Origin of the sequence: Sphingobacterium sp. (genome assembly GCF_039596235.1) — a bacterium.
Classification (GTDB): domain Bacteria; phylum Bacteroidota; class Bacteroidia; order Sphingobacteriales; family Sphingobacteriaceae; genus Sphingobacterium.
The window spans coordinates 206688-229300 of the sequence record NZ_JBCNKE010000010.1; the positions used below are offsets into that span (position 1 = coordinate 206688).

General features: G+C 38.7%; 15 protein-coding genes and 1 tRNA gene. 10 read left to right on the plus strand and 6 right to left on the minus strand.

Features of this window, described 5'->3' with window-relative positions; genetic code table 11:
- Nucleotides 1-17: 17 nt before the first annotated feature.
- Entirely contained in the window at nt 18-1019 is a 1002-nt protein-coding gene (gene tsaD / locus ABDW32_RS19845) for a tRNA (adenosine(37)-N6)-threonylcarbamoyltransferase complex transferase subunit TsaD (RefSeq protein ID WP_343565667.1), read from the minus strand.
- A 226-nt stretch (nt 1020-1245) separates the two neighbouring features.
- Here tsaD and ABDW32_RS19850 point away from each other — a divergent pair, with 226 nt between their 5' ends.
- Nucleotides 1246-5457 (plus strand): translocation/assembly module TamB domain-containing protein, encoded by a 4212-nt coding sequence (locus tag ABDW32_RS19850; protein ID WP_343565560.1) that lies wholly within the window; start codon nt 1246-1248, stop codon nt 5455-5457.
- A 218-nt stretch (nt 5458-5675) separates the two neighbouring features.
- Here ABDW32_RS19850 and ABDW32_RS19855 read toward each other — a convergent pair whose 3' ends face one another.
- Nucleotides 5676-7001 carry a trigger factor gene (locus tag ABDW32_RS19855; RefSeq protein ID WP_343565562.1) on the minus strand — a complete coding sequence of 442 codons (1326 nt, stop codon included), beginning with the start codon at nt 6999-7001 and terminating at the stop codon, nt 5676-5678.
- Nucleotides 7002-7069: 68 nt separating this feature from the next.
- Nucleotides 7070-7151: transfer RNA gene (locus ABDW32_RS19860), tRNA-Leu, on the minus strand.
- A 149-nt stretch (nt 7152-7300) separates the two neighbouring features.
- On the opposite strand from ABDW32_RS19860, the gene ABDW32_RS19865 reads away from it, so the two are divergent.
- The 5 genes from ABDW32_RS19865 to ABDW32_RS19885 all read left to right on the plus strand — a co-directional run bounded on the left by ABDW32_RS19865 (nt 7301) and on the right by ABDW32_RS19885 (nt 12750).
- Nucleotides 7301-7906 (plus strand): hypothetical protein, encoded by a 606-nt coding sequence (locus ABDW32_RS19865; protein WP_343565564.1) that lies wholly within the window; start codon nt 7301-7303, stop codon nt 7904-7906.
- On the plus strand, nt 7903-8205 hold the full coding sequence (locus ABDW32_RS19870) for a transcriptional regulator (RefSeq protein WP_077438752.1): 303 nt from the start codon (nt 7903-7905) through the stop codon (nt 8203-8205). The genes ABDW32_RS19865 and ABDW32_RS19870 overlap by 4 nt, the downstream gene beginning before the upstream one ends.
- 52 nt (nt 8206-8257) lie before the next feature.
- The gene (locus tag ABDW32_RS19875) at nt 8258-8749 is read left to right on the plus strand and encodes a Coq4 family protein (RefSeq protein WP_343565567.1); all 492 of its coding nucleotides are present in this window, start codon (nt 8258-8260) and stop codon (nt 8747-8749) included.
- Between the two features lie 4 nt (nt 8750-8753).
- Nucleotides 8754-10238 (plus strand): cell envelope integrity protein CreD, encoded by a 1485-nt coding sequence (creD, locus tag ABDW32_RS19880; protein WP_343565569.1) that lies wholly within the window; start codon nt 8754-8756, stop codon nt 10236-10238.
- A 430-nt stretch (nt 10239-10668) separates the two neighbouring features.
- A complete protein-coding gene (locus ABDW32_RS19885; protein ID WP_343565571.1) occupies nt 10669-12750 on the plus strand; it encodes a S9 family peptidase in 2082 nt (693 codons plus the stop codon).
- 65 nt (nt 12751-12815) lie between these two features.
- Here ABDW32_RS19885 and ABDW32_RS19890 read toward each other — a convergent pair whose 3' ends face one another.
- Together ABDW32_RS19890 and ABDW32_RS19895 are read right to left on the minus strand one after the other, a co-directional pair.
- Nucleotides 12816-13763, minus strand: a complete 948-nt coding sequence (locus ABDW32_RS19890) for an MlaD family protein (protein WP_343565573.1) — start codon at nt 13761-13763, stop codon at nt 12816-12818.
- Between the two features lie 64 nt (nt 13764-13827).
- Nucleotides 13828-14628 carry an N-acetylmuramoyl-L-alanine amidase gene (locus tag ABDW32_RS19895; protein WP_077438747.1) on the minus strand — a complete coding sequence of 267 codons (801 nt, stop codon included), beginning with the start codon at nt 14626-14628 and terminating at the stop codon, nt 13828-13830.
- Between the two features lie 201 nt (nt 14629-14829).
- Between ABDW32_RS19895 and ABDW32_RS19900 the strand changes: the two genes are divergently transcribed.
- The 3 genes from ABDW32_RS19900 (at nt 14830) to ABDW32_RS19910 (ending at nt 20322) form a co-directional block, all read left to right on the plus strand.
- The gene (locus ABDW32_RS19900) at nt 14830-17460 is read left to right on the plus strand and encodes a putative LPS assembly protein LptD (RefSeq protein WP_343565576.1); all 2631 of its coding nucleotides are present in this window, start codon (nt 14830-14832) and stop codon (nt 17458-17460) included.
- Nucleotides 17461-17600: 140 nt separating this feature from the next.
- Nucleotides 17601-18860 carry a competence/damage-inducible protein A gene (locus tag ABDW32_RS19905; RefSeq protein ID WP_343565578.1) on the plus strand — a complete coding sequence of 420 codons (1260 nt, stop codon included), beginning with the start codon at nt 17601-17603 and terminating at the stop codon, nt 18858-18860.
- A 112-nt stretch (nt 18861-18972) separates the two neighbouring features.
- Nucleotides 18973-20322, plus strand: a complete 1350-nt coding sequence (locus tag ABDW32_RS19910; RefSeq protein ID WP_343565580.1) for a dihydrolipoamide acetyltransferase family protein — start codon at nt 18973-18975, stop codon at nt 20320-20322.
- 138 nt (nt 20323-20460) lie between these two features.
- Here the strand turns inward: ABDW32_RS19910 and ABDW32_RS19915 are convergent, their stop codons facing one another.
- A complete protein-coding gene (locus tag ABDW32_RS19915) occupies nt 20461-21834 on the minus strand; it encodes an MATE family efflux transporter (protein WP_343565582.1) in 1374 nt (457 codons plus the stop codon).
- 239 nt (nt 21835-22073) lie between these two features.
- Between ABDW32_RS19915 and ABDW32_RS19920 the strand changes: the two genes are divergently transcribed.
- Nucleotides 22074-22592 (plus strand): twin-arginine translocase TatA/TatE family subunit, encoded by a 519-nt coding sequence (locus ABDW32_RS19920; RefSeq protein WP_343565584.1) that lies wholly within the window; start codon nt 22074-22076, stop codon nt 22590-22592.
- Nucleotides 22593-22613: the final 21 nt, after the last annotated feature.

Genomic DNA, 22613 nt, shown 5'->3' on the forward strand with positions numbered 1-22613 from the left:
AAACAATCTTATATATTTTACAGATGCATTCTCGCCATCGGAGCAACATCCTGACCAATAAAATCTCCTTTTAGGTATTTATGGTAGCCGGCAATGGCAATCATGGCTGCATTATCTGTACAATATTCGAATTTAGGAATAAAAACATTCCAACGGTATTTCTCTCCCATTTCAATCAATCCTCCTCTTAGACCTGAATTAGCTGAAACACCGCCCGCAATCGCGATATCTTTCACGCCGGTTTGTTTAGCTGCTTTCTTCAATTTATTCAATAAAATAGAGACAATACGGGATTGTACACTTGCGCAGAGATCAGCCATATTTTCTTTCAGAAACTCAGGATTCAGTTTTAACTGATCCTGTACCAGATAAAGTATTGCTGTCTTTAACCCCGAAAAACTAAAATTGAGTCCAGGAATTTGAGGTTCAGGTAATTTGTAGGCACCGGAATTCCCCTGACTTGCAAATTTGTCGATAAGCGGTCCTCCAGGGTAAGGTAGATTCAGAATCTTAGCAGTCTTATCAAAGGCCTCCCCAGCAGCATCGTCCAAGGTCTCACCCAATAATTCCATTTCGAAATAATCTTTTACCAGCACAATCTGCGTATGCCCGCCTGAAACGGTTAAACATAAAAAAGGAAAGCTGGGTTTAGGCGCTTCAATAAAATGAGCTAAAATATGCGCCTGCATATGATTTACATCAATTAACGGAATATTCTGAGCAAGTGCGAATGATTTTGCAAAAGAAGTCCCGACCAAAAGAGCTCCTAATAATCCAGGTCCGCGCGTAAAACTCACTGCATCTATTTGATTTTTGCTTATTTTTGCTTGACGAATGGCTTCATCCACCGTAGGAATAATATTTTGTTGATGAGCACGTGAAGCTAACTCAGGGACAACTCCACCATATTTTGCGTGGATTGCCTGAGTAGCAATAACATTTGAATGAATTTCACCGTTAATACAAATAGAAGCGGAAGTTTCATCGCAAGAGGATTCAATCCCTAAAATAATAGCCATAGCTAGAGGTAATAAATTAGAATACAAAAGTATCAAAAAAATAATAAAAATAGTGTCAATAGTCCTAGGTAGTATATTCCTTATACTACTTGCATTGGCATTATCGTTACAGCTAAAACCTGTGCAAAATTTTGTTGCACAGAAGACCATCGCGTATTTATCCAATGAGCTAAACACTAAAATCAACTTAAAAAATATATATTTTAAACCCTTTAAATCCATTGTCATGGAGGGCTTTGAGGTTTATACACCTCAGGGTAAGGAAATCATAAAGTCCGAAAAATTAGAAGCTAGTGTCAATCTGTCCCAATTAATAGAATTAAACAAGGTTGTCATTAACAAATTGACGATTGAAAATACAGAAAGTAATTTCGAACAATTTAAGGATAGCAGCAACATTTCATTTTTAATCCGATATTTCAATCCTCCAAAGAAAGAGAAGAAGAAAAGCTCAAAAAATATAATTTTTGATATTAAAGAACTTATTGTCAGAAATAACTCCTTCAACTATATTAATCACAAACAGAAACACTATAACAAAGTTGTTGATTTTGGTGATTTAGGTATATCTAAATTAAATGCACACTTTGATAATATAAAAATTGACTCCAATCGTATCTCAGCAGACATCAAAAGTTTCAGTCTAAATGAGAAAAAAGGATTAGTTATTAAAGGGCTTCTCGCACATACCACAGTAAGTAATAAAAGTATTGAACTCACGGATTTAATGCTTACAACCAATAGGTCCACACTCAAAGATTATATAAAATTAAGTTACAACAACTTTTCAGATTTTTCAGACTTTATCCATAAAGTCAATGTCGAAATACATGCACGTGACTCACGCATACACTCCGAAGATATTGCTCTCTTTTCATCACCAATGCATCAGGTTAAGTTTGATGTAAAGATCAAGAAATCAAAGCTGAAAGGTACGGTTGCAGCAATCAATGCCTCACAGCTAGATTTGACCATTGGGAAAAACACCAAATTAGCCGGTGATCTAAAAATTATCGGTCTACCCGATATCGACAAAACTGATTTTATTATTCCAAACGTTTTTATTTCCTCTGAAGATAGCGATCTCAAAAACATTATTGCTGACCTTGGCAATTTAAAGAACTTCAAACTTCCTGAGATTGTGACGCTCTTTAATAAATTTACGTTCAAAGGAAATCTAGTTGGGCAATACAATAAGTTTAAAACAAAAGGCACCTTCACCACAGCCCTTGGCGATGTCGCTGCTGACGGAACGTTGGATATACGCAAAGAAATAAAATATGCGGGTAAATTTCAGTCTCCAAAATTTGACTTTGGAAAGGTTGCTAAGTTAAAAGATCTAGGTAGTACGGGCTTCGATCTACAGCTTGACGGAGTAGGCTCCGATCCCAAGTATTTAAAGCTCAATATTGCAGGCAACCTCACAAATTTTAATTTTAAACAATACACCTATCAGCAGATCCAAGTTAATGGAAATATAGACAAACAATTATTTCTTGGGTCGGGAGCAATACATGATCCAAATCTCAGATTAGAGTTCACAACGGATGTAGATTGGTCCGCTCGGCCCAACTATCACCTGGACGCTGATATACAACAAGCTAACTTAAAAAAGCTCAATTTCTTTCAGGGTGACTCGATCAATATTATTGACACCAAATTCCATACGAGCTTAATTGGCGATAATATCAATAACATTACAGGAGAATTTAAATCCGACAGTGTTAGTTTTACCTCCTCCAAAGGTAAATTTGCTATCAAAAACATCAATTTCCTAGCAGAAGGAGATCAAGAAGCGCGATCCTTAACTCTGCAGTCTGCTATTGGTCATATAGACCTCAAAGGGAGGATAGACCTAAACACGATTGTCCCCTATTTTAAAGCACTTGCTATGCGTTATGCTCCTGCGATTGGATTTGAAAAGAATGATTTTAACCGCCAGGATTTTGACCTTAATATCAACATAAAATCGTTCCGACCCATTGCGACATTCTTTAGAAAGGACATCTCCCTAGATAGTGGAGCAACATTAAACGCGAAATTTGCCAGCGAAAAGCAGACTGCAAATTTTAATTTTTATGCACCTGAATTTAAATACAACGGCATACGTCTTACCCATTTGATTATTGACCAAAATGCCAATCTAAAAAATATGGAGCTGCAGACTTCGATTGATCAGATCAATTTTACAGATAGCACCTATATCAAAAATGTTAACATTTCAAATACCTTGGTCAACGACAGCCTACAGTTCAACATTAAAATGTCAGAATTGGAAGCTAGCAATAGCTTAGATCTCAATGGTGTTATCCGATTCGCTCATGCAAAGCCTGCTTTCATCAATTTTTATCCATCCAATATACTGATCAACAAAGAGCAGTGGCTTGTCAACAATGATGCGCAACTAAAAATTTCAAAGGGTAAATGGTACTTCGAGAGACTCACATTAAGTCATGCCGAACAGAAGGTCCATATCGATGGCATATTATCAAATGACGTTTCAGATCAAATCAATTTAAGATTTCAGGATTTTAATCTCAGCTCATTAAATGGTATCACAAAACCACATGGCATCAATTTGTCCGGAAACTTAAATGGAAAAATCGAGGTTAACTCTGTCTTCAAATCTCCATTCATTGTTGCCAACATCAAGACATCACCCATTCTTTACAACAATATCCCAATTGGAGCATTAGCGCTCAGCGCCAATTACGACCCTGAAAACCAATTGGTAAAACTGGACAGCAAAATAGAAGAGGGCGATAAATTAATACAGCTAACCGGTTCTTACAACCATCTAAGTGAAAGTAATAAACTCAACCTGAGGGCAACTTTGCAGAATACAGATGTATTTGTTTTCCAGCCGTTTTTGCGAAGTTTAGTTTCAAATATAAAAGGTAAGGTCAATGCTGAGCTAGATATTGAAGGGGATATACTACATCCGAAAATTAGTGGATCGGGAAAACTTGACAATGCTTCAATGGTAATCAATTACCTAAAAACGCCCTATCATCTATCCGAAGAGATCAATGTGACCAACAACAGAATTTTCCTTACTGGTGTCAAAATATACGATCAAAAAAATAATGAAGCAACCATTGATGGTATTGTCGATCTCAATAAGTTAAGTGATCCAGATATTGATGTGACAGCCGAAGCAAAGAATTTTATGGTATTGAATACAACAACAAAAGATAACAGTACCTATTATGGCACCGCTTATGCTTCCGGAACTTTTCAGTTCAAGGGACTGACATCAGCAATGAATATAAACATACGCGCTAAATCCGAGGAAAACACCGTCATCAATATACCTTTTAATAGTGCGAGTACCATTTCCGATAGTGATTTTATTTACTTTATTGAAAAAGATTCCACCAAAATCAAGAAAAATCAAAAGAAACGGGATTTCGATGGTCTGACAATGAATATGGATCTGTTGATCACGCCCAATGCCGAAATTAACCTTTTTTCCAGCATGGGCGAACTCTCGGGCAAAGGAAATAGCAACCTGAATATGCGGATATCTTCACTTGGAGACTTTGAAATGTTCGGAGATTTCATTGTAAACAGTGGTAAGTTTAATTTCACCGCACAGGACTACATCAACAAAATATTTGACTTAAAGGAGGGCGGAACGATCCGATGGGCCGGAAATCCAGCGGAAGCCAATATCAATATTAATGCAATTTATCAACAAAGAACAAGTTTAGCTCCGCTATATAATGCCGCAGGAAGAGAAGAAAACCCTGAACGTGTATTAGCGCAAGCAGACATGATTTTAAAAGGCCAATTGAGCCAGCCCGATATTACTTTTGACATCAATTTTCCGCAAAACCCTGGCGTAAAGGATGAACTACAAGGCTATTTCTCCGATGCCAATAATGTTAACCAACAGGCACTCAGTTTAATTGTGAGACGTAGCTTTACACCGGGCACGCAAAGTGATTTTGGTAAAGAAGTAAATAACACATTATTATCTGCGGGTACTGAAATCGCATTCAATCAGATCAATAATATCATCGCGCAATCGCTCAATATCAATTTCTTTGATATCAATATCAAGTCATTGAACGATGCCTCCGCCTCCCTTCGGTTATTTAATGACAGACTGGTCCTTACTGGTGGAATTTCAGATCGTCGGAATCAGGCCTTAACAGATCTGAATGTATTCTCAGATCGTGTTTCAACTGATGCAGAAGCCCTATTCTACTTACGTAAAGATGGGCGTCTTGTCCTTAGGGCCTCTAACCGCTTAAACACAAGAAATTTCCTTCTTAGCCCAAATGACGGCGAATATATCAGTGCATTTGGCCTTCTATATCGGCAGGAATTTAACACCTTTTCTGAGTTTCTGAAAAGACTATTTCCATTGGGAAAGAAGAACAACTTTTTTATTCCAACACAAACAGGGACAAAAAAAACTCAACCCAATTAACAATAGCCTATTGAAATAAAAATAAGTTTCAAAGATCCCGACCATTAACAAAACAGTAGAATAAACCACCGGTTATTAAATGGTAAAGCTATAGCAGAGAACTTGCTATTATGGTGTAATTGCTATAAACAAATACAACAATTATATTGCTATCATTGCGTCGAAGACAAAAAAAGCCTTCCAAGGTCTTGGAAGGCTTTTTTTATAGTCAAAATTGCTTACGCCAATTTTTCGAATTCTTTGTATTCGATCTCGTTGCTGTTCAATTTAACCAAACCTTTTAAGTGATCAAATACTTTCAGCGCTTTAGCTTCTTCGAACAAACGGTTACCTTGCTCTCTATCTTGTAACAACTGAATTGCAAATTGATTCAATTGCTCGTCAGAAGGCTCTTCGTTGATATTGTACATTTTGATCTGTGCGTAGATACGTTCTTTCGCTAAATTGATTACTTCATCATATTTAACTTCAAGGCCGTTTTCAGTAACAACACGGTTTTCAATGATTGTCCATTTCAGATTGTTTAGGAAATCAGCAAAACCTTCATTAAGTTCTTCTTCAGAAATGCTAGGGTTAGTTGCTTTCAACCATCTTTTCAAAAACTCCTCAGGGAAAGTTACGTCAACCTTCTCCATACCAAAAGTATACATATCGTTACGTAATTTTTGATCCGAGTTTTGTTTGAATAAGTTTTCCACTTCTTCTTTTACTTTCTCAGTAAATTGAGCTTCTTCAGTTACTTCACCTTCAGCGAACAATTTATCGAAAAACTCTTGGTTAAGATCAGCTTCTTCTAAGCGGTTGATGTTTTTAACAGTCAGCTCAAATTTAGTTACATCCAAAGCTGTAGCTTCTTCTTCTGTAATACCCAAGATACGTGCTAAATCTTCTGTTTTGAAAGCTTTCTTAACATCAATTTTTACTGTATCATCTTTTTTAAGACCCACCAAAGACTTTTTGATTTTAGCGTCTTCAACAATATCCGTACGGATTGATGTTGTTTTCTCAAGACCTTCCTCTTTATCTTGTTTTAAGGTAGCATATAATACATCACCTTCTTCAGATATCTCTGGGTTAGTCATCTTTCCATAGCTACGACGCAAGTTTTTGATACGATCCGCCAAAGTCTCTTCATCAGCTTTGATTTCGTATGTAGTAAACTCAGTTTCAGCTGTAAAAGGCAAATCAAAAGCAGGAGCTAGACCGATCTCATATTTAAAATTGAAATTGTCTTTAAAGTCCCAGCTATATTGCGCATCATCTTCCAAAGGAAGTGGTTGACCTAAAACCTCTAATTTATTTTCTGAAATATAATTTGTGATTTTATCGTTCACCAATTTATTGATCTCATCAAATAAAATGGATTTACCATAGGTACGTCTGATATGTCCCACAGGAACCTGACCTGGACGGAAACCTGGTAATTTTGCCTTTTTAGCTTGCGCTTTAATCTCTTTGTCGACTTGAGGATTATAATCTTCAGGTGCTAATGCGACGTTGATTACCGCATTGATTGCATCTACATTCTCGTGTGAAATATTCATACTCTTTTTAGCTATATCGCATTCATAAAAAAATCCTCCCGAGGTTTTAAGTTCGGGAGGACATCAAGTGCGGAAGAAGGGACTCGAACCCCCACGCCTTGCGGCGCCAGATCCTAAGTCTGGTGCGGCTACCAATTACGCCACTTCCGCATTAGGATTTCTTTTGATGCCACAAAGATAGAAACCAAACCTATATCTTGCAAGTATTTTTAACTCTTTTTTTTATTTTTTTTCAATATTCATCCTACCTCTTGCATAATTCATTATTATTCATTTACTTTGAATATCAAAGTACTTTTATGGAACAGAAAGATTTAATTAAAGAGCTTGGAGAGATCAGATTATTGATGGAAAAATCCTCCAAATTTGTTTCAATAAGCGGCTTATCAGGTGTATTTATCGGATGCTATGCATTATTGGGAACTTCGCTTGGCTACTATATGACGACTAGCCCTGACACCGCTACCGAGTCCCTCCATCTGGCTGTTCCCTCCATCTTTCTAATTGTTGCTATACTGACCCTCATGCTCTCACTACTGACAGGATGGATCATGGCTCGCAGGAAAGCAAAGAAAAATAAGCAGTCTATTTGGAACATTACCAGCAAATCTCTTTTATTTGCAGTTTCAATTCCTTTAATAGCTGGAGGTTTTTTGGCATTAATCCTATTTTTTCAGGGTTACTATCCTTTGATCGCTGGGATGCTGCTGATTTTCTATGGACTGGCTTTAGCTGCCGGTAGTATCTATACCTTCTCGGAGGTAAAATGGTTAGGCATACTGGAGATATCCTTAGGTTTAATGGCATTGTGTCTTCCAGACCAGGGACTGATGTTATGGGGATTAGGATTTGGTGTGTTACATATCATCTATGGTTTTATCGTTTACAAAAAGTACGAATCGTGAAATTAGATCTTTCCTTATATGACAAAGTATTCGAGAATAGAGTGCGCTTACAAATTATGAGCGTACTTGCAGTGAATGAAGAATATGATTTCAATTCCCTTAAAGAAGTATTGGAAGTAACAGATGGAAATCTAGCGTCCAATCTCAAAACTTTGGAGAAGGAAGAGTATATTGTCGTAGAAAAAAGTTTCGTAGACCGAAAACCCAACACTAAGTACAAAAGAACATCAAAAGGACTAAAAGCATTTGAAAACCATCTAGTCGCATTAGAAAATTTGATCAAACAACAATATAAATAATTTTTTTATCCATATACTTTGAATTTCAAAGTACTTTTAAAACACTAAAAACATGAAAGGAATCCGATTAAAGCTTATGCTCTATCTCTACAACTGGTCCTCCAAAGTGTACGCAGATATCTTCAAATGGAACAAAAAAGCATGGGGAATTAGCAAAGAAGAATTTTTAACCTACCCCATTGGGAGTATTGGCCATAATTTGGGCCTCTTTTACGTAAGTAAAGGATTTGATGTCATGCCAAAATTAGAAAATCATGATGTCTTTCATATTATAACGGAGACAGGAACTGAGATACAGGATGAAATAGCCATGCAATACCTATTGTTGGGTAACGGAAAAATCAGCTTGTATTTAACGGGCATGATCGTTATTGGTGGTATACTTTTTCCGGAACATTTTAAATATTATAAGAAAACCTTCCAAAAAGGTCGATCCCTGCAAAAGTTTTATCATATAGAATTCAAAGAGATACTTCATTATCAACTTACCGAACTCCAAATTGCATTATATAGTAAAAATATTCAACTAAACTTAAACAAATGAAATCATGGAAAACCAAAATTTAGCTAAAAGCGCGTTTACGACAGAACAGTCTTCGCTCTTTGACAAAATCAGTAACTCAACTGTCTTAAAATTATTTGTCATCCTATTTCTTTCGTTGCTTCTGCTTATACCACTTACATTGATTAGTGATCTAATTCAAGAACGTAAAGCACGTGAACAAAGTGTATCCGATGGTATCGCACTCAATTGGGGGCAGGAACAGGTTATTTCCGGTCCAGTCATCGCAATTCCCTACAACGAAATTGTTCAGAAGCAAGCTGAAAAAGGTAAAATTCCGGCAACATTGGAATATAAACAAACAAGATGGATATTCATTCTCCCCCAAAGCTCCAATATCAGAGCGGATATAAGTCCGCAGCATCTTTCCAGAGGAATATACAACACAGTAGTATATAATAGCCACATCTTGATAGAGGGCAGCTTTAATAAAATCGATCTAACAAAGTTGGAAATTCCAATCGAAAAGATTGACTGGAAAGGAAGCCGATTAGTATTTGGTATACAAGACTTTAAGGGATTAGGCAAACGCCCTATTCTAAAATGGAATGGCCAAGAGTCAGCTTTCGATCCCGATTTCAACAACCTCAAACTATTCAATCAAAATCTGGTCTGCCCAATTGCCATTGATCCCCAAAACGAAAGCCAATTCAAAATCACGCTTGATCTAAAAGGCTCAAAATCCCTCAATTTTGTTCCACTGGGTGATCAGACAAATATTGCTGCTAACGGAAATTGGGCTAACCCTAGTTTCACCGGAGCGTTCCTACCAAGTAAACGATCCGTCAGTAACAGCAATTTTTCGGCATCTTGGGAAATCCCTTCCTTCAGCCGAAAGTTACCTCAACAATGGTCAGGAGATATCTATCCGATCTATATTTTTGAAAAAAATAAGAACAACCTGGCCGATGAAGTTGAGGCCCCTCAGCCCACAGCCACAACCGCAGCTGAAACAAACGTACATAGTGATATGTTGCTCAATTCAGATATGATCACTATAAATTTTCTGCCAGACGTCAATAACTATCAAAAAACGACACGGGTTGCCAAATACGGTATTTTGATCATCATCTTGACCTTCACATCACTTCTTTTTACCGAAATCATCAAGAAAAAAAGAATTCATATTATCCAGTACGTGTTAATTGGAGCGGCCATGGTACTCTTCTATACGCTATTATTAGCACTATCGGAACATATCGGCTTTAATCCCGCGTATCTAATTGCTTCAGTTGCCACTGTCGTTCTTATTGCAAGTTTTATTAAGGCGATTACAAAAGATCTTAAATCTGCTCTTTTGCTTGGATCTATTTTAGGCACATTCTATATATTTATCTACGTGCTCATGCAACTTAGAGATTATTCACTTATCGCCGGAACGATCGGTATCTTTATCATTTTGGCAATCCTGATGCGCGTTTCTACAAAAATCAATTGGTACCAATTTGACAATAATCATGCTGATCAATAAGCAACATCTCAAAATCTATTGGGTAATTATTAGCATATTGCTCAAGAAATAAGCTTATCCCAACAAATAGCCGTCTTACTAAATAAGACGGCTATTTTCATCCTTTGCTTAGCTTTTAGTAGCAAAATCTGTAACTTGCGAGGACATTTTTCAGCATTATATATGAAACCATCATCATTTATTCAAACCGAGTGAACCCAACGAAGTCAGCTCACGAATACCTTAAAGTACTAATTAAATGAGTAAACGAGTTTATGAATGCCTCTTAAAAACATATACACTATGAATAGATTAGGTAGTTTCATCACAATTGAAACCGCCGAAAGCAGCATGAACCAAGCAAAGCAAGCTCATGAATACCATTGAAATAAATGCTTATGAATAATGCCTGAAAGGGAAAATGAAATAATGAATAGACAAATTTATACGGATGAAAAAACTTACAATAATTACATTAGCGATTATGGCATGCAACCTCAGCAATGCGCAAGAAAGCAAAGGTGGAAAATCCAGTTTAAAGATGGTTACTGAAACACCACAACCTATTAGCCCCAGCGCACTCTGGGATCTCGGGCGTGTATCAGCTGAAGGACTTTCTTCAGATGGTAAGACATTGCTGTACAGCGTTTCTAATTATAACTTAGAAAGCAATACGAGTGAGAAGAATCTTTATACGATTTCATTGGTCAACGGTGCCGGCGGTCAATTTACGGATCAAAAAGGAAGCGAAGCGGTAGTCCAGATCGAACAAAATGGCGATGTTATTTATCTATCAAAAGGCCATTTGTGGAAAAAAAATCTGACAAAAGGAGAGGCAACTCAGCTGACATCCGGTGAAATGGCCCTGGAAAATGTTAAATTTTCGCCAGATGGAAAGCATATTCTTTTTAGCCAAGCTGTATTAATCAAAAAATACCACAGCACTGATAAATATCCGGAATTGTCCAAATCAGATGCTTATATTTATGACAACTTAGATTACAGACATTGGGACACATTCAACGATGGAAAATTTAACCACCCCTTTGTTGCCAGCTATAGCAATGGAAAAATAGGAGAGCCTATTGATTTACTGAAGGATCAGCCCTATTATAGTCCACAGGCTCCTTTCGGTGGCGCAGAAGATTTCATTTGGTCACCCGACAGCAAAGCCGTGTTATATGTCTGCAAGAAAAAATTCGGGACAGATTATGCCGTGAGTACCAACACAGATATTTATCGTTATGAATTGTCTTCTGGTACAACCACCAATCTAACGGAAGGCATGAATGGCTATGACATTGCACCAGCTTATTCCCCAGATGGTAAAAGTCTAACATGGCTCAGTATGAAAACCGATGGTTATGAGTCCGACAAAAATGACATCATCCTATTCGATAAAAGCAGTTCAATCCGATTAAATTTAACAGCACACTGGGATGGTACCGTCAACAGTTTTATCTGGAGCAATGATAATCGCAAAATATACTTTACCGCTGCCACCAAAGGTACTGTGCAATTATTTGAATTAGAGGTACCTTCGAATATAAAGTCGAAAAGCCTTCCAAAGATCCAACAAATTTCAACAGGAGACTTTGATATTACAGGGATTGTTGGTCAAACCGGAGATAAACTGATTGTTACTTTGACCAAATTCACGCGTGCGACCGAAGTCTTTAGCTTTGATCTCAAAAACAAATCTTTGACAGCAGTCACCAAGGTCAATGACGACAAGTATGCTGTAATTGCGGAAAACAAAATTGAAAAACGTATTACAAAAGCCTCCGATGGCGCTGATTTATTTTCATGGGTAATTTACCCCCCAAATTTTGATCCCGCAAAAAAATATCCCACTATACTCTACTGTGAAGGTGGTCCTCAATCTGCGCTCACGCAATTTTATTCTTTCCGTTGGAACCTGCAATTAATCGCTTCACAAGGTTACATTGTGATCGCGCCAAATCGTAGAGGCATGCCAGGCTGGGGAGTAAAATGGAATGAGGCGATTTCCCAGGATTGGGGCGGACAGCCGATCAGAGACTATTTATCTGCTATTGATGACATATCAAAAGAAACATATGTGGATACAGCGCGTAGAGCAGCAATTGGCGCAAGTTATGGTGGTTATTCCGTTTACCAGTTAGCCGGAGTACATCAAAATCGTTTCAAAACATTTATTGCACATAACGGCTTATTCGATATGAGAAGTTGGTATGGTACGACGGAAGAACTGTTCTTTGCCAATCATGAATTGGGCGGCGCTTATTGGGATAGCAAAAACGAAAAATCCTATACGCAATTTAATCCGATTGAAAAAGCAAACAACTGGCATACGCCTATTCTGATTTTTCAAGGCGGGAAAGATTACCGTGTTCCAATAGGACAGGGTTTAGCAGCCTTCCAACTTGCTCAGTTGAAAAAAATAAAGAGCAGACTTGTCTATCTCCCTGATGAAAACCACTGGGTACTATCAGGACATAATGCACAAGTCTGGCAAAGAGAATTCTTTACCTGGCTTAAGGAAACTTTATAATAAAAAAACCGGCTATGTACATAGCCGGTTTTTTTATTATAAAGCAGGATACACCTGCCAAAGATTTATTTTTCACCTTTTTTCCCGAAAATAGATAGTTTGATATATTTCCCAGGTTTCTCCTTGACATCTTTCATCAGATTATCCATTTCTTTAGACGCACTATTCAGATTATGGTATAATTCTTCATCATTAAGCAATAGACCAATTGAACCTTTGCCGCTATTGATCTTGTTTGTAATATGCTGGAAGTCGGACATTGCGGTGTTTACCTTGTTCATGGTTTGTTCAAAATCCAGTCGCGCTGCTTTATCCGTTATATTGTTTAAGTTGGCCATTATCGTATTAATTTTCTCACCGTTTTGTGAAAAATTGGACGTGATCGATTCCAGATTGGCCATAATTCTATTTAGTCTTCCCTTTTCGGTTCCGACAAGTCCCTCCACATCTTTTGTGATTCCCTCCACATTTTTCAGAGACGTAGAAATACTATGAATACTATTCTTAAAATCATCTTGGAATTGCTTATCTAACACTGCGTTAACCACCGACAATGTAGAGTCCAGTTTGATTGTAATTGTTTCAATGCGTTTCTGAATGGGTTCTACCTTATCCATGATATTCGGTTGGATGCCTGAATTTAGAAAATCACCATCCTTGGCCATTTCTGTGCTATTTCCCATATCAAAAACAATGGCCTTCCCACCCAGTAAATCTGTACTGGAAATACGGGCAATGGTGTTTTTAGGAATATTATAATGGGAATGGATCTTAAATTCTGTTTTTATTTTGCCGTCCGGCTGTAAGATCATCTTTGAGACCCGTCCAATCTGATAACCATTTACTAATACAGGCTTCGAAGGAGTCAATCCATCAACAGTGGGATAAGTGGTATAAAACGTATTATCGCTACTGAAAACATCGTTTCCTTTTAGAAAACTATACCCTATAAATAATAGCGCGATCGCAACTGTTGCTAATATGCCGACTTTGGTTTCATTTGATATTTTCACAAATCATTTCTTTTGTAATGTGCATCATTAATATAACTTTAAAACAGCATAAAAGCAAATCTGTTTAGCGTTCAACAGAATTTTTATAGATTTTTAGAGCTGAAACCAGATTATTGACGATTTCCTGTTGCCCTTCATCTGATAGTAGATAGCTTTCCTCTTCCCGATTACTGATAAATCCGATTTCTGTCAGAACAGCAGGCATCCCTGCCTCCGCTAATACTGCTAAACCTTTTTCCCAGAACCCGCGGCTATGTCTTCCAGCTTTCACATACTCCCCTTCAATCATCTGTGCCAAACGGATGCTTTTTTCACGGAATCTGTTTTTCATCAAGGAAAAAATAATTGCACTTTCAGGGTCTTTAGGATCAAAACCCTGGTAATTCTCTTTGTAATTTGACTCGAGTAATAACGACGCATTCTCGCGCACAGCAGCATCCTGTTGCCCAAGACGATGTGAACCAGACACCAAGCTTTCTGTACCATGCGCACTAGAACCACCTGAATTACAGTGAATGGAAATAAATAAATCCGCTTTATTCGCATTGGCTAGACGAATACGTTTATACAATTCCACGAATTCGTCGGTAGTTCGTGTATAAATGATCTTGATCCCTGGAATATCTTTTTGAATTTGTCGTCCAAGCTTCAGCGCAACATCCAAAGCGACATTCTTTTCCAGGGATCGACGTCCCTGGGCACCGGTATCTCTTCCACCATGCCCTGCGTCGATAACAATCGTTTTAATCTGATAGTCGGGCGGTTGGGGTTGGCCGTTGTTTAATTTGAAAGAATTCAATAAAAAAAATCCCAAAGTAGCAAATACGATGCTACACCATTTTCTAATTCTTAAATCTGATTTCATTGAATAATTATTTGCTCTACTATAAACGAAACAAAATGAGTCAATATTATTTCTTTAATAGATAACGATATTTAACATATTTTCTATTTGTTTTTTGACTAATTTTGTCCTTCGAAGTTTAACATTATTTCACAAAAATAACATTTGTCTTTAATTTTGAAGTCGTTAATCAACATTTTAACACTATTTATCATTCTTGCAATGGGCAATTCAGCATTCGCTCAGAGCAATATTCCATTAAAACAGAACGGACTTCAAAGTAAGGACCCGGTTTCGACGACCAGTAAACTGCAGGACACAACTAAAATTAAACCTGTCGATTCCACGAAATCCGGACAGGATACCACCAAGAAAAAAGGCGGCGGATTGCAGGCGGAAGTCAGCATTATCGCAGTTGATTCCCAAAAATCAGAAGTAGCAAAGAACATTAGCCACTTGTACCGTGGCGCTAAAGTGAAGTATCAGAATTTTGAACTTTCAGCAGATTATATTCGCCTGGATCGCAATCAAAAAAAGATTTTCGCATCCGGGATCTATGATAAAAATGGCAAGTATGTAGGCCGTCCTATCGTCATTATGGGAAATGGAGAATCTCCCAAAACGGTAGATTCCCTCTATTATGATTACGAAAAACAGGAAGGGAATACTTACGGTATTATGACCGAGGTCGATGGTGGATTTATCCAGGCCAATATCGTCCGAAAGAATATCTATGACGAAATGTCCATCTACAAAGGACTCTACAGTACCTGTAATTTACCTGAACCACATACCCATTTCGGTATACATATATCGAAAGGAATTGTGACCAAAAATCAAATTATCTCCGGCCCTGCATATCTGGTTGTAATGGGTGTCCCTATGCCGGTAGCCTTCCCATTTGCCTTTTTCCCAAAACCTGATAAAAGAGCCTCAGGATTCCTCTTCCCATCTTTTGGGGAGGATTATACACGAGGTTTCTCCATGCGTGATATTGGTTGGTATCTCGCATTCAACGATTATTGGGACAGTGAAATTAGGGGATCATTGTATTCAAAAGGTTCATGGGAAGTATCCATGAATACCCGATATACCGTTAATTATAAATTTAACGGGGGATTTAATATCCGCTATGCGAACACCAAAACAGGCGTGGAAGGAACAAAAAATTACGGTTCCAATAAAGACTTCAACGTCACCTGGAACCATACCCAACGCCAGGAAGCGAATCCGGGAACATCTTTTTCCGCCAGTGTAAACTTTGGTACGGCCTCCTATTTCCGCAATACAGGTACAGGAAGTAATCTAACGACCTACGAAAATTTAGCTCAGAACAGGATGGGTTCATCCATCAGTTACGGAAAAGTCTTTGCCGATGGAAAAGTTAACCTGACAGCAAGTTTGACCCACAGTCAGAATATGGCGGACAGAAGTATTCAATTAAGCCTACCCAATATCAGCTTAAACGTTTCCTCGTTCAATCCCTTTGACAGCAAAGATCGTGTCGGCGAACAGAAGTGGTACCAACGTATTAATGTTGGCTACAGCTTTCAGGCGCAAAACACGGTCAATACCAAAGACAGTCTATTGTTTAGCTCGGGCGGCTTCAAAAGATTTCAGAATGGTTTCCAGCATAACATTCCGATCAGTTTATCGCTTAACGCTTTTAAATACTTCCAGTTCAACACCAGTGTGAATTATACCGAACGTTGGTACCTGCAAAGCACCAGACAACGAATTGATAACACGCCAGCAGGTTACAAACAACGGCTTGACACCCTACAGGGATTTAACCGTGCTTACGATTACTCGGTATCGACCGGTCTTTCGACCAAGATATATGGTATGTATCCAAAGATCGGGAAAATCGAGGCGATCAGACATGTGGTCACACCATCTATCAATTTTAACTATAGACCTGATTTCTCCGATCCACGTTACGGATTCTATCAGCATTACAATGACCAATATGGCAACCGGAATGTATATTCCATCTTTGCACAAGGTTTATACGGTTCACCTTCTGCCGGAAAATCTGCCGGTATTGGCTTCTCAATTGATAATAATATTGAAGCAAAAGTAAAGAGCAAATCCGATACGACCGACGGAGGCTTCAAAAAGATCCCGATTCTACAAGGGTTAACTTTTAGTGGAAATTACAATTTTGTTGCAGATTCGTTGAAACTGTCGCCGATAACTTTTTCTGGACGTACAGCATTTTTCGACCAGAAGATGAACGTGAATTTCAACGGTACCTTCGATCCCTATGCCGTCGATAACAATGGTACCCGTATCAACCGTTATGCGATCAAAGATGGAAGTTTGGCCCGCCTGACAAATTTTGGTTTATCCTTTGACTATAGTTTAAATCCGAAAGCGGCCAAATCCCGTAATAACAATATAGATTCTTTAAGAAAAGAAATGTCCGGTGCTGGGATGACCCCAGCGCAGGCGCAGGCTTTGGCCCGAATTAGTTCCGACCCCAATGCTTTTGTGGACTTTAATATTCCTTGGAATCTGGCGGCTTCATTCAGTTTTAATATGTCCAAGTTCTTTAATTCTAGCACGCGACGTATGGACAATCAGATTACCAGTACACTGAATTTGCATGGGGACTTTAGCGTTACCCCTAAATGGAAAGTCACCTTTCAATCCGGTTACGATTTCAAGCAAAAAGAAGTTGTCATGACTTCCTTCAATATCTATAGAGATTTACACTGCTGGGATATGTCCTTTGGATGGATGCCATTTGGACGATACCGAAGCTATAATGTCACCATACGAGCGAAAGCATCTATATTGCAAGATCTCAAATTGACAAAAAGAGCAAGTTCTGGAGGCAGTTATTTTTAAAATAACTGCTTTTTTGTTCTTAGTCCCACCAAATATGCCAAATTCCATGCTGTTGCAATTCGAAAAGACCATCCCGAAATTCTTTTTATCAAAACAATTTTAGCGTACAGTAGATCCGTAATTTTATGTAAGTTTATACTATGAAAGCAGAAATTATTACGATCGGAGATGAGATTCTAATAGGCCAGATTATAGACACCAATTCCAGCTGGATTGCACAACAATTGAGGAAATTCGAGGTGGAGATTGTCCAGATGACATCCATACCAGACAGCGAGGAAGCTATTTTCAGCACCTTAAAAGATGCATCTACAAGAGCCGACTTAATTTTAGTTACGGGTGGACTTGGCCCGACCAAAGATGATATTACAAAAAAAACCGCCGCAAAATATTTCGGGACAACATTAATCCGCGATAAAAAAGTACTTCAGCACGTAACGAGCTTCTTTGAATCCCGTAATATGGAAATGTTGGAAATTAATAGGCAGCAAGCCGATGTTTTGGCAAATTGCGAAGTATTGTTCAACGATTATGGGACGGCTCCAGGCATGTTGGTGTCGCATGCACAGAAACAATATATTTTTATGCCTGGTGTCCCCTTTGAGATGAAACATCTGATGGAACAGCGTGTCTTTCCTTTGATCGGCCAACAAAACAAAGATATATACATCCATCACGAAACCATACTTATCGGAGGCATTGGAGAATCTTATCTCGCCGAGGAAATAAAAGATATTGAAGAAGAGCTCCCGTCAAACATTAAATTGGCCTACCTGCCTACTTTGGCTTTTATTCGCCTACGGCTTTCCGGAAAGAGTAAAAACAAATCGGATATCCTACAAGAAGTAAAACTTTTTAAGAGCAAACTTCTGAATCGATTAAAAAATCATGCCGTTACGGATTACGATACAACTATTGAAGCCTATTTGATCAAGCAATTTACGCAGCAGCAACTTACACTGACAACAGCAGAAAGTTGTACAGGTGGTAGCTTGGCAGCCTCATTAACTGCAATCCCCGGAAGCAGCGAAATCTTCGTTGGAGGAACCATCCCCTACTCCAATAGACTAAAACAACAGCTACTGGGGGTTAATGAAACAACCTTGGAGCAATTTGGTGCGGTCAGTGAGCAGACAGCCGTAGAAATGGCAACAGGTGCAAAAACCAAATTTAACACTGACTATGCCATTGCAACGACCGGAATAGCTGGTCCTGGCGGTGGGTCCATCGAAAAGCCCGTAGGAACAGTCTGGGTTGCGGTAGCTGGGAAAAAAGAGGTGGTTACAAAGAAATTTCAATTCAACAACGATAGACTCATCAACATCGAACGTACCCGCATGAATGCACTTTTCCTGCTCTGGAAACTACTGGTAAAAGAAGAAGGCCGAGAACTTGAATAATATAAAATAATATTCTAATAAAATCCTTTTTTAAGGAATAATATTTCAAATTGTTGAAAGTAAACCACAATTTAATTAACTTCGTTTTTCTATAACGTGATTGCTAAAAAATATGGCTTTATATAAACTCTTACTTCCGAAAATGGGAGAAAGTGTATCGGAGGCAACGATTACCAAATGGTTGAAACAACCTGGCGACCAGATTGACGAAGATGACACTTTATTGGAAATCGCAACGGATAAAGTTGATTCAGAAGTACCTTCTCCTGTAAAAGGAATATTGAAGGAGCAACTTTATACCGCAGATCAAATCGTTCAGGTCGGCGATGTTGTTGCCATTATAGAAATAGAAGGAGGTGCCGAGACGAGCGAACCTGTTGCTCAACCGGAAGAAAGCCCCGCGGATCAATCTACAATTCCAAGTGAAACTATCGAATTGGATATACCAGGTATAGCACAATTGAATAGTTCGACCGAAGAAATGACCAATGTTCATTACGAACACAGCAGCCGCTTTTATTCGCCCTTGGTAAAAAATATCGCCCGTCATGAAGGATTATCTCAGGAAGAGCTTGACCGTATTCAAGGTACCGGAGCTGAAGGGAGAGTTACAAAAGAGGATATTCTGCTCTACGTAGCCAACAGGGGAGCTCAACAAAACGCAGATCATGTGCAAGCAGCAAGTGCTCCTATCGTTAAAAATGAACCGACTCCAGTCGTGCCAGTGCCTACTGTCCATACTGTTGTAAACGGAAATGACGAAATTATTGAAATGGATCGGATGCGACGTTTGATCTCCGACCACATGGTCAAGAGCGTTCAAGTATCGCCACATGTTTGTTCATTTGTGGAAGCGGATGTTACGAACCTCGTTCTGTGGCGTAATAAAGTAAAAGACGCTTATAAAAAACGTGAGGGAGAAAATATAACGTTCACACCCCTATTTATAGAAGCGATTACCAAGGCATTAAAAGACTTCCCTCTGGTAAATATATCGATAGACGGTTATAATATCATTAAAAAGAAAAATATCAATATCGGTATGGCCGCAGCACTGCCAAATGGTAATCTCATCGTTCCTGTAATAAAGAATGCGGACCAGTTGAGTCTCGTAGGACTTAGTAAATCGGTGAACGATCTTGCGCAGCGTTCCCGTGCCAATAAATTAAAACCCGACGACACGCAAGACGGGACATTCACATTTACCAACATCGGTGCTTTTGGTAATATCATGGGAACACCGATTATCAATCAGCCACAGGCCGCGATATTGGCCGTCGGTACCATAACCAAAAAACCAGCGGTAATTGAAACGGAATACGGTGATATGATCGGAATCCGCCATATGATGTATCTGTCCCTATCCTACGATCACCGGGCCATAGATGGCGCCCTGGGTGGCACATTCCTGAAACGGGTGGCGGACTATCTGGAAAACTGGGATAGCAACAGAGAAATTTAACAGCAACAGTATAGCGATAAAAAAATGGCTGTCCTTTGGACAGCCATTTTTTTATTTAACATCCGTTGTATCCGCGCGGCAATGAATTTTCAGCGATACAAAATGTCTACTTTAATTCTATCATCACAATGCTTTATGCTACAATATGCTATTTGCAAACTGCAGCTTCTTTTTCCTGATCACCATTTTGAACCGTAAATAGAGCAACAGTGATGAGGTCAATAAGCCCAAGGTCAAACCATACCAGATGCCCTCAATTCCCCAATCAAAAAGTATTCCCATCACATAACCACTTGGTAGTCCGATAACCCAATATGCAATAAAAGTGATGATCGTAGGAATATTAACATCACCCATGCCTCTCAAAACTCCCAGGCCAACAACCTGTGTACCATCAAATAATTGGAAAAGTCCTGCAATAATCAGTAGTTGAGCTGCAATGACAACCACAGCTTTATCAGAAGTAAAAATATAAGGTAGATAATTATTGAAGATCGCAAACAAAGAAGCAGTAATCAGCATAAAAACCAAGACCAACTGATAAGAAGTTATTGCAAAGCGCTCCAGGCGGAACAGGTTTCTGTTCCCATAGCTATTGCCTACTTTGATGGTTGCCGCTGCGGCAATACCACTGGCCATCATATAAGTCATTGCTGCAAGCTGAATCGCTACCTGATGCGAAGCTTGTGCGGTAGCACTTATGGTTCCGGCAAGTAAAGATGCTCCGGCAAAGGCGCCAATTTCAAAAACGTACTGCATTGCAACGGGAGCTCCGATCCGTAAGATCTTTCCTAATCTTACCCGATCTATTACCGTAATTTTAAAATGCTGAATGTAGCTCTTGAACTTTTGTGAGCGTAGCACATAAGTCATCATGACAGACATCATCAAAATGCGGTCAATCAGGGTACTGTATCCGACACCTCTCACACCCATCGGTGTAATACCGAACATACCTTTAACAAAGATAATAGCAAGTATAATATTGAGTACGTTTCCCCATATCGTTACGTTCATCGCCTGTTTGGTAAAGCCCAAACCTTCGGCAAACTGCTTAAATGTACTGAAGACCATCAACGGCAACATTGAAAGGCTTAAAATCAGCAAATAAGGTTTCGCCTCCTTTACAACCGCCGGATCCTGATTCAAATGATCAATTGCCAGCATGGATCCGAAATAAACCAGACAGAACAACAATATGCCCGTAATGATATTCAACCAAAAACTATTGGATAATAATACCGCACACTCCTCTTTATTATCACGGCCATTTTCCTGCGCGATCAAGGGGGTGATGCCGTAGGCAATCCCCAATCCGACGACCATAACGATCATAAATACAGCATTCACCAAGGACACTGCCGCCAGTGGAATTGTCCCGGCAAAATGTCCGACAATAACACTGTCTGCTGTATGTACCAATGTATGCCCCAATTGTGAAATGACAACCGGGCCCGCCAATATGATCGTACTTTTATAATACGGCTTGAATGTTTTAAATTTTCCCAACATAATCAATTCCTCAAAAAATAGGCACAAAAATACAAAGATATTTCCGCTCTATCGTGATATTAAAAAATATTTAGCAAAAATATAACAAAATTTACTTGACAAATACAGCCCTTTTGTTAAGTAATTTTTATGTTTCAAATACCTTAAAATTATCTTAAATTTACCTGTTGATCTAAGAACTATAGAAATATAAATGTAACTTAGCATCTAGTTAGTAATCAAAAGAAGAGGAAAAGAGTATGTACAATCCAGTAATAACATTTCTAAACATCGGAACACAGGAGATGATTTTAATCGTGTTTGCGATCTTGTTACTTTTTGGTGGCAAGAAGCTTCCTGAATTGGCCAGAGGTTTAGGTAGGGGGATACGAGAATTTAAAGATGCATCCGAAGGCATCAAGCGTGAGATTTCGGATCAGATCAATAATTTTGAAAAAGACATAGATCTTAAGGCAGAAGTCAAAGCGGAAACCATTCCTAATGACGTAAAAGCCGCAGAAGAACAGGCCCAAGCTGAACAAGAATCCCAATCAGCGGAAACCGCTGAAAGCTCAGAAGCTGAATCAGCAAAGAAAAAATATGAATTTACTACGCCTGCTGGAGTTGTTGAACACAACCCACACAAGCAATTAGATTACGGAGAGGAACCTTCTCACATCACCTACGGATACAATGACCACTTTGCTGAGAACAAAAACAACGAAGGTGAAGAAAAGAAACCTACAGAACAGGAGGAAAATACAAACAAACCTGCGTAATCGCATTGTATTAATTTATAA

What these genes read in the sequence shown, in the direction of transcription:
- tsaD (WP_343565667.1), bottom strand. Translation starts at nt 1,019, where the DNA reads ATGGCTATTATTTTAGGGATTGAATCCTCTTGCGATGAAACTTCCGCT.
- ABDW32_RS19850 (WP_343565560.1), top strand. Translation starts at nt 1,246, where the DNA reads ATGGAGGGCTTTGAGGTTTATACACCTCAGGGTAAGGAAATCATAAAG.
- ABDW32_RS19855 (WP_343565562.1), bottom strand. Translation starts at nt 7,001, where the DNA reads ATGAATATTTCACACGAGAATGTAGATGCAATCAATGCGGTAATCAAC.
- ABDW32_RS19865 (WP_343565564.1), top strand. Translation starts at nt 7,301, where the DNA reads ATGGAACAGAAAGATTTAATTAAAGAGCTTGGAGAGATCAGATTATTG.
- ABDW32_RS19875 (WP_343565567.1), top strand. Translation starts at nt 8,258, where the DNA reads ATGAAAGGAATCCGATTAAAGCTTATGCTCTATCTCTACAACTGGTCC.
- creD (WP_343565569.1), top strand. Translation starts at nt 8,754, where the DNA reads ATGGAAAACCAAAATTTAGCTAAAAGCGCGTTTACGACAGAACAGTCT.
- ABDW32_RS19885 (WP_343565571.1), top strand. Translation starts at nt 10,669, where the DNA reads ATGAAAAAACTTACAATAATTACATTAGCGATTATGGCATGCAACCTC.
- ABDW32_RS19895 (WP_077438747.1), bottom strand. Translation starts at nt 14,628, where the DNA reads ATGAAATCAGATTTAAGAATTAGAAAATGGTGTAGCATCGTATTTGCT.
- ABDW32_RS19900 (WP_343565576.1), top strand. Translation starts at nt 14,830, where the DNA reads ATGGGCAATTCAGCATTCGCTCAGAGCAATATTCCATTAAAACAGAAC.
- ABDW32_RS19905 (WP_343565578.1), top strand. Translation starts at nt 17,601, where the DNA reads ATGAAAGCAGAAATTATTACGATCGGAGATGAGATTCTAATAGGCCAG.
- ABDW32_RS19910 (WP_343565580.1), top strand. Translation starts at nt 18,973, where the DNA reads ATGGCTTTATATAAACTCTTACTTCCGAAAATGGGAGAAAGTGTATCG.
- ABDW32_RS19915 (WP_343565582.1), bottom strand. Translation starts at nt 21,834, where the DNA reads ATGTTGGGAAAATTTAAAACATTCAAGCCGTATTATAAAAGTACGATC.
- ABDW32_RS19920 (WP_343565584.1), top strand. Translation starts at nt 22,074, where the DNA reads ATGTACAATCCAGTAATAACATTTCTAAACATCGGAACACAGGAGATG.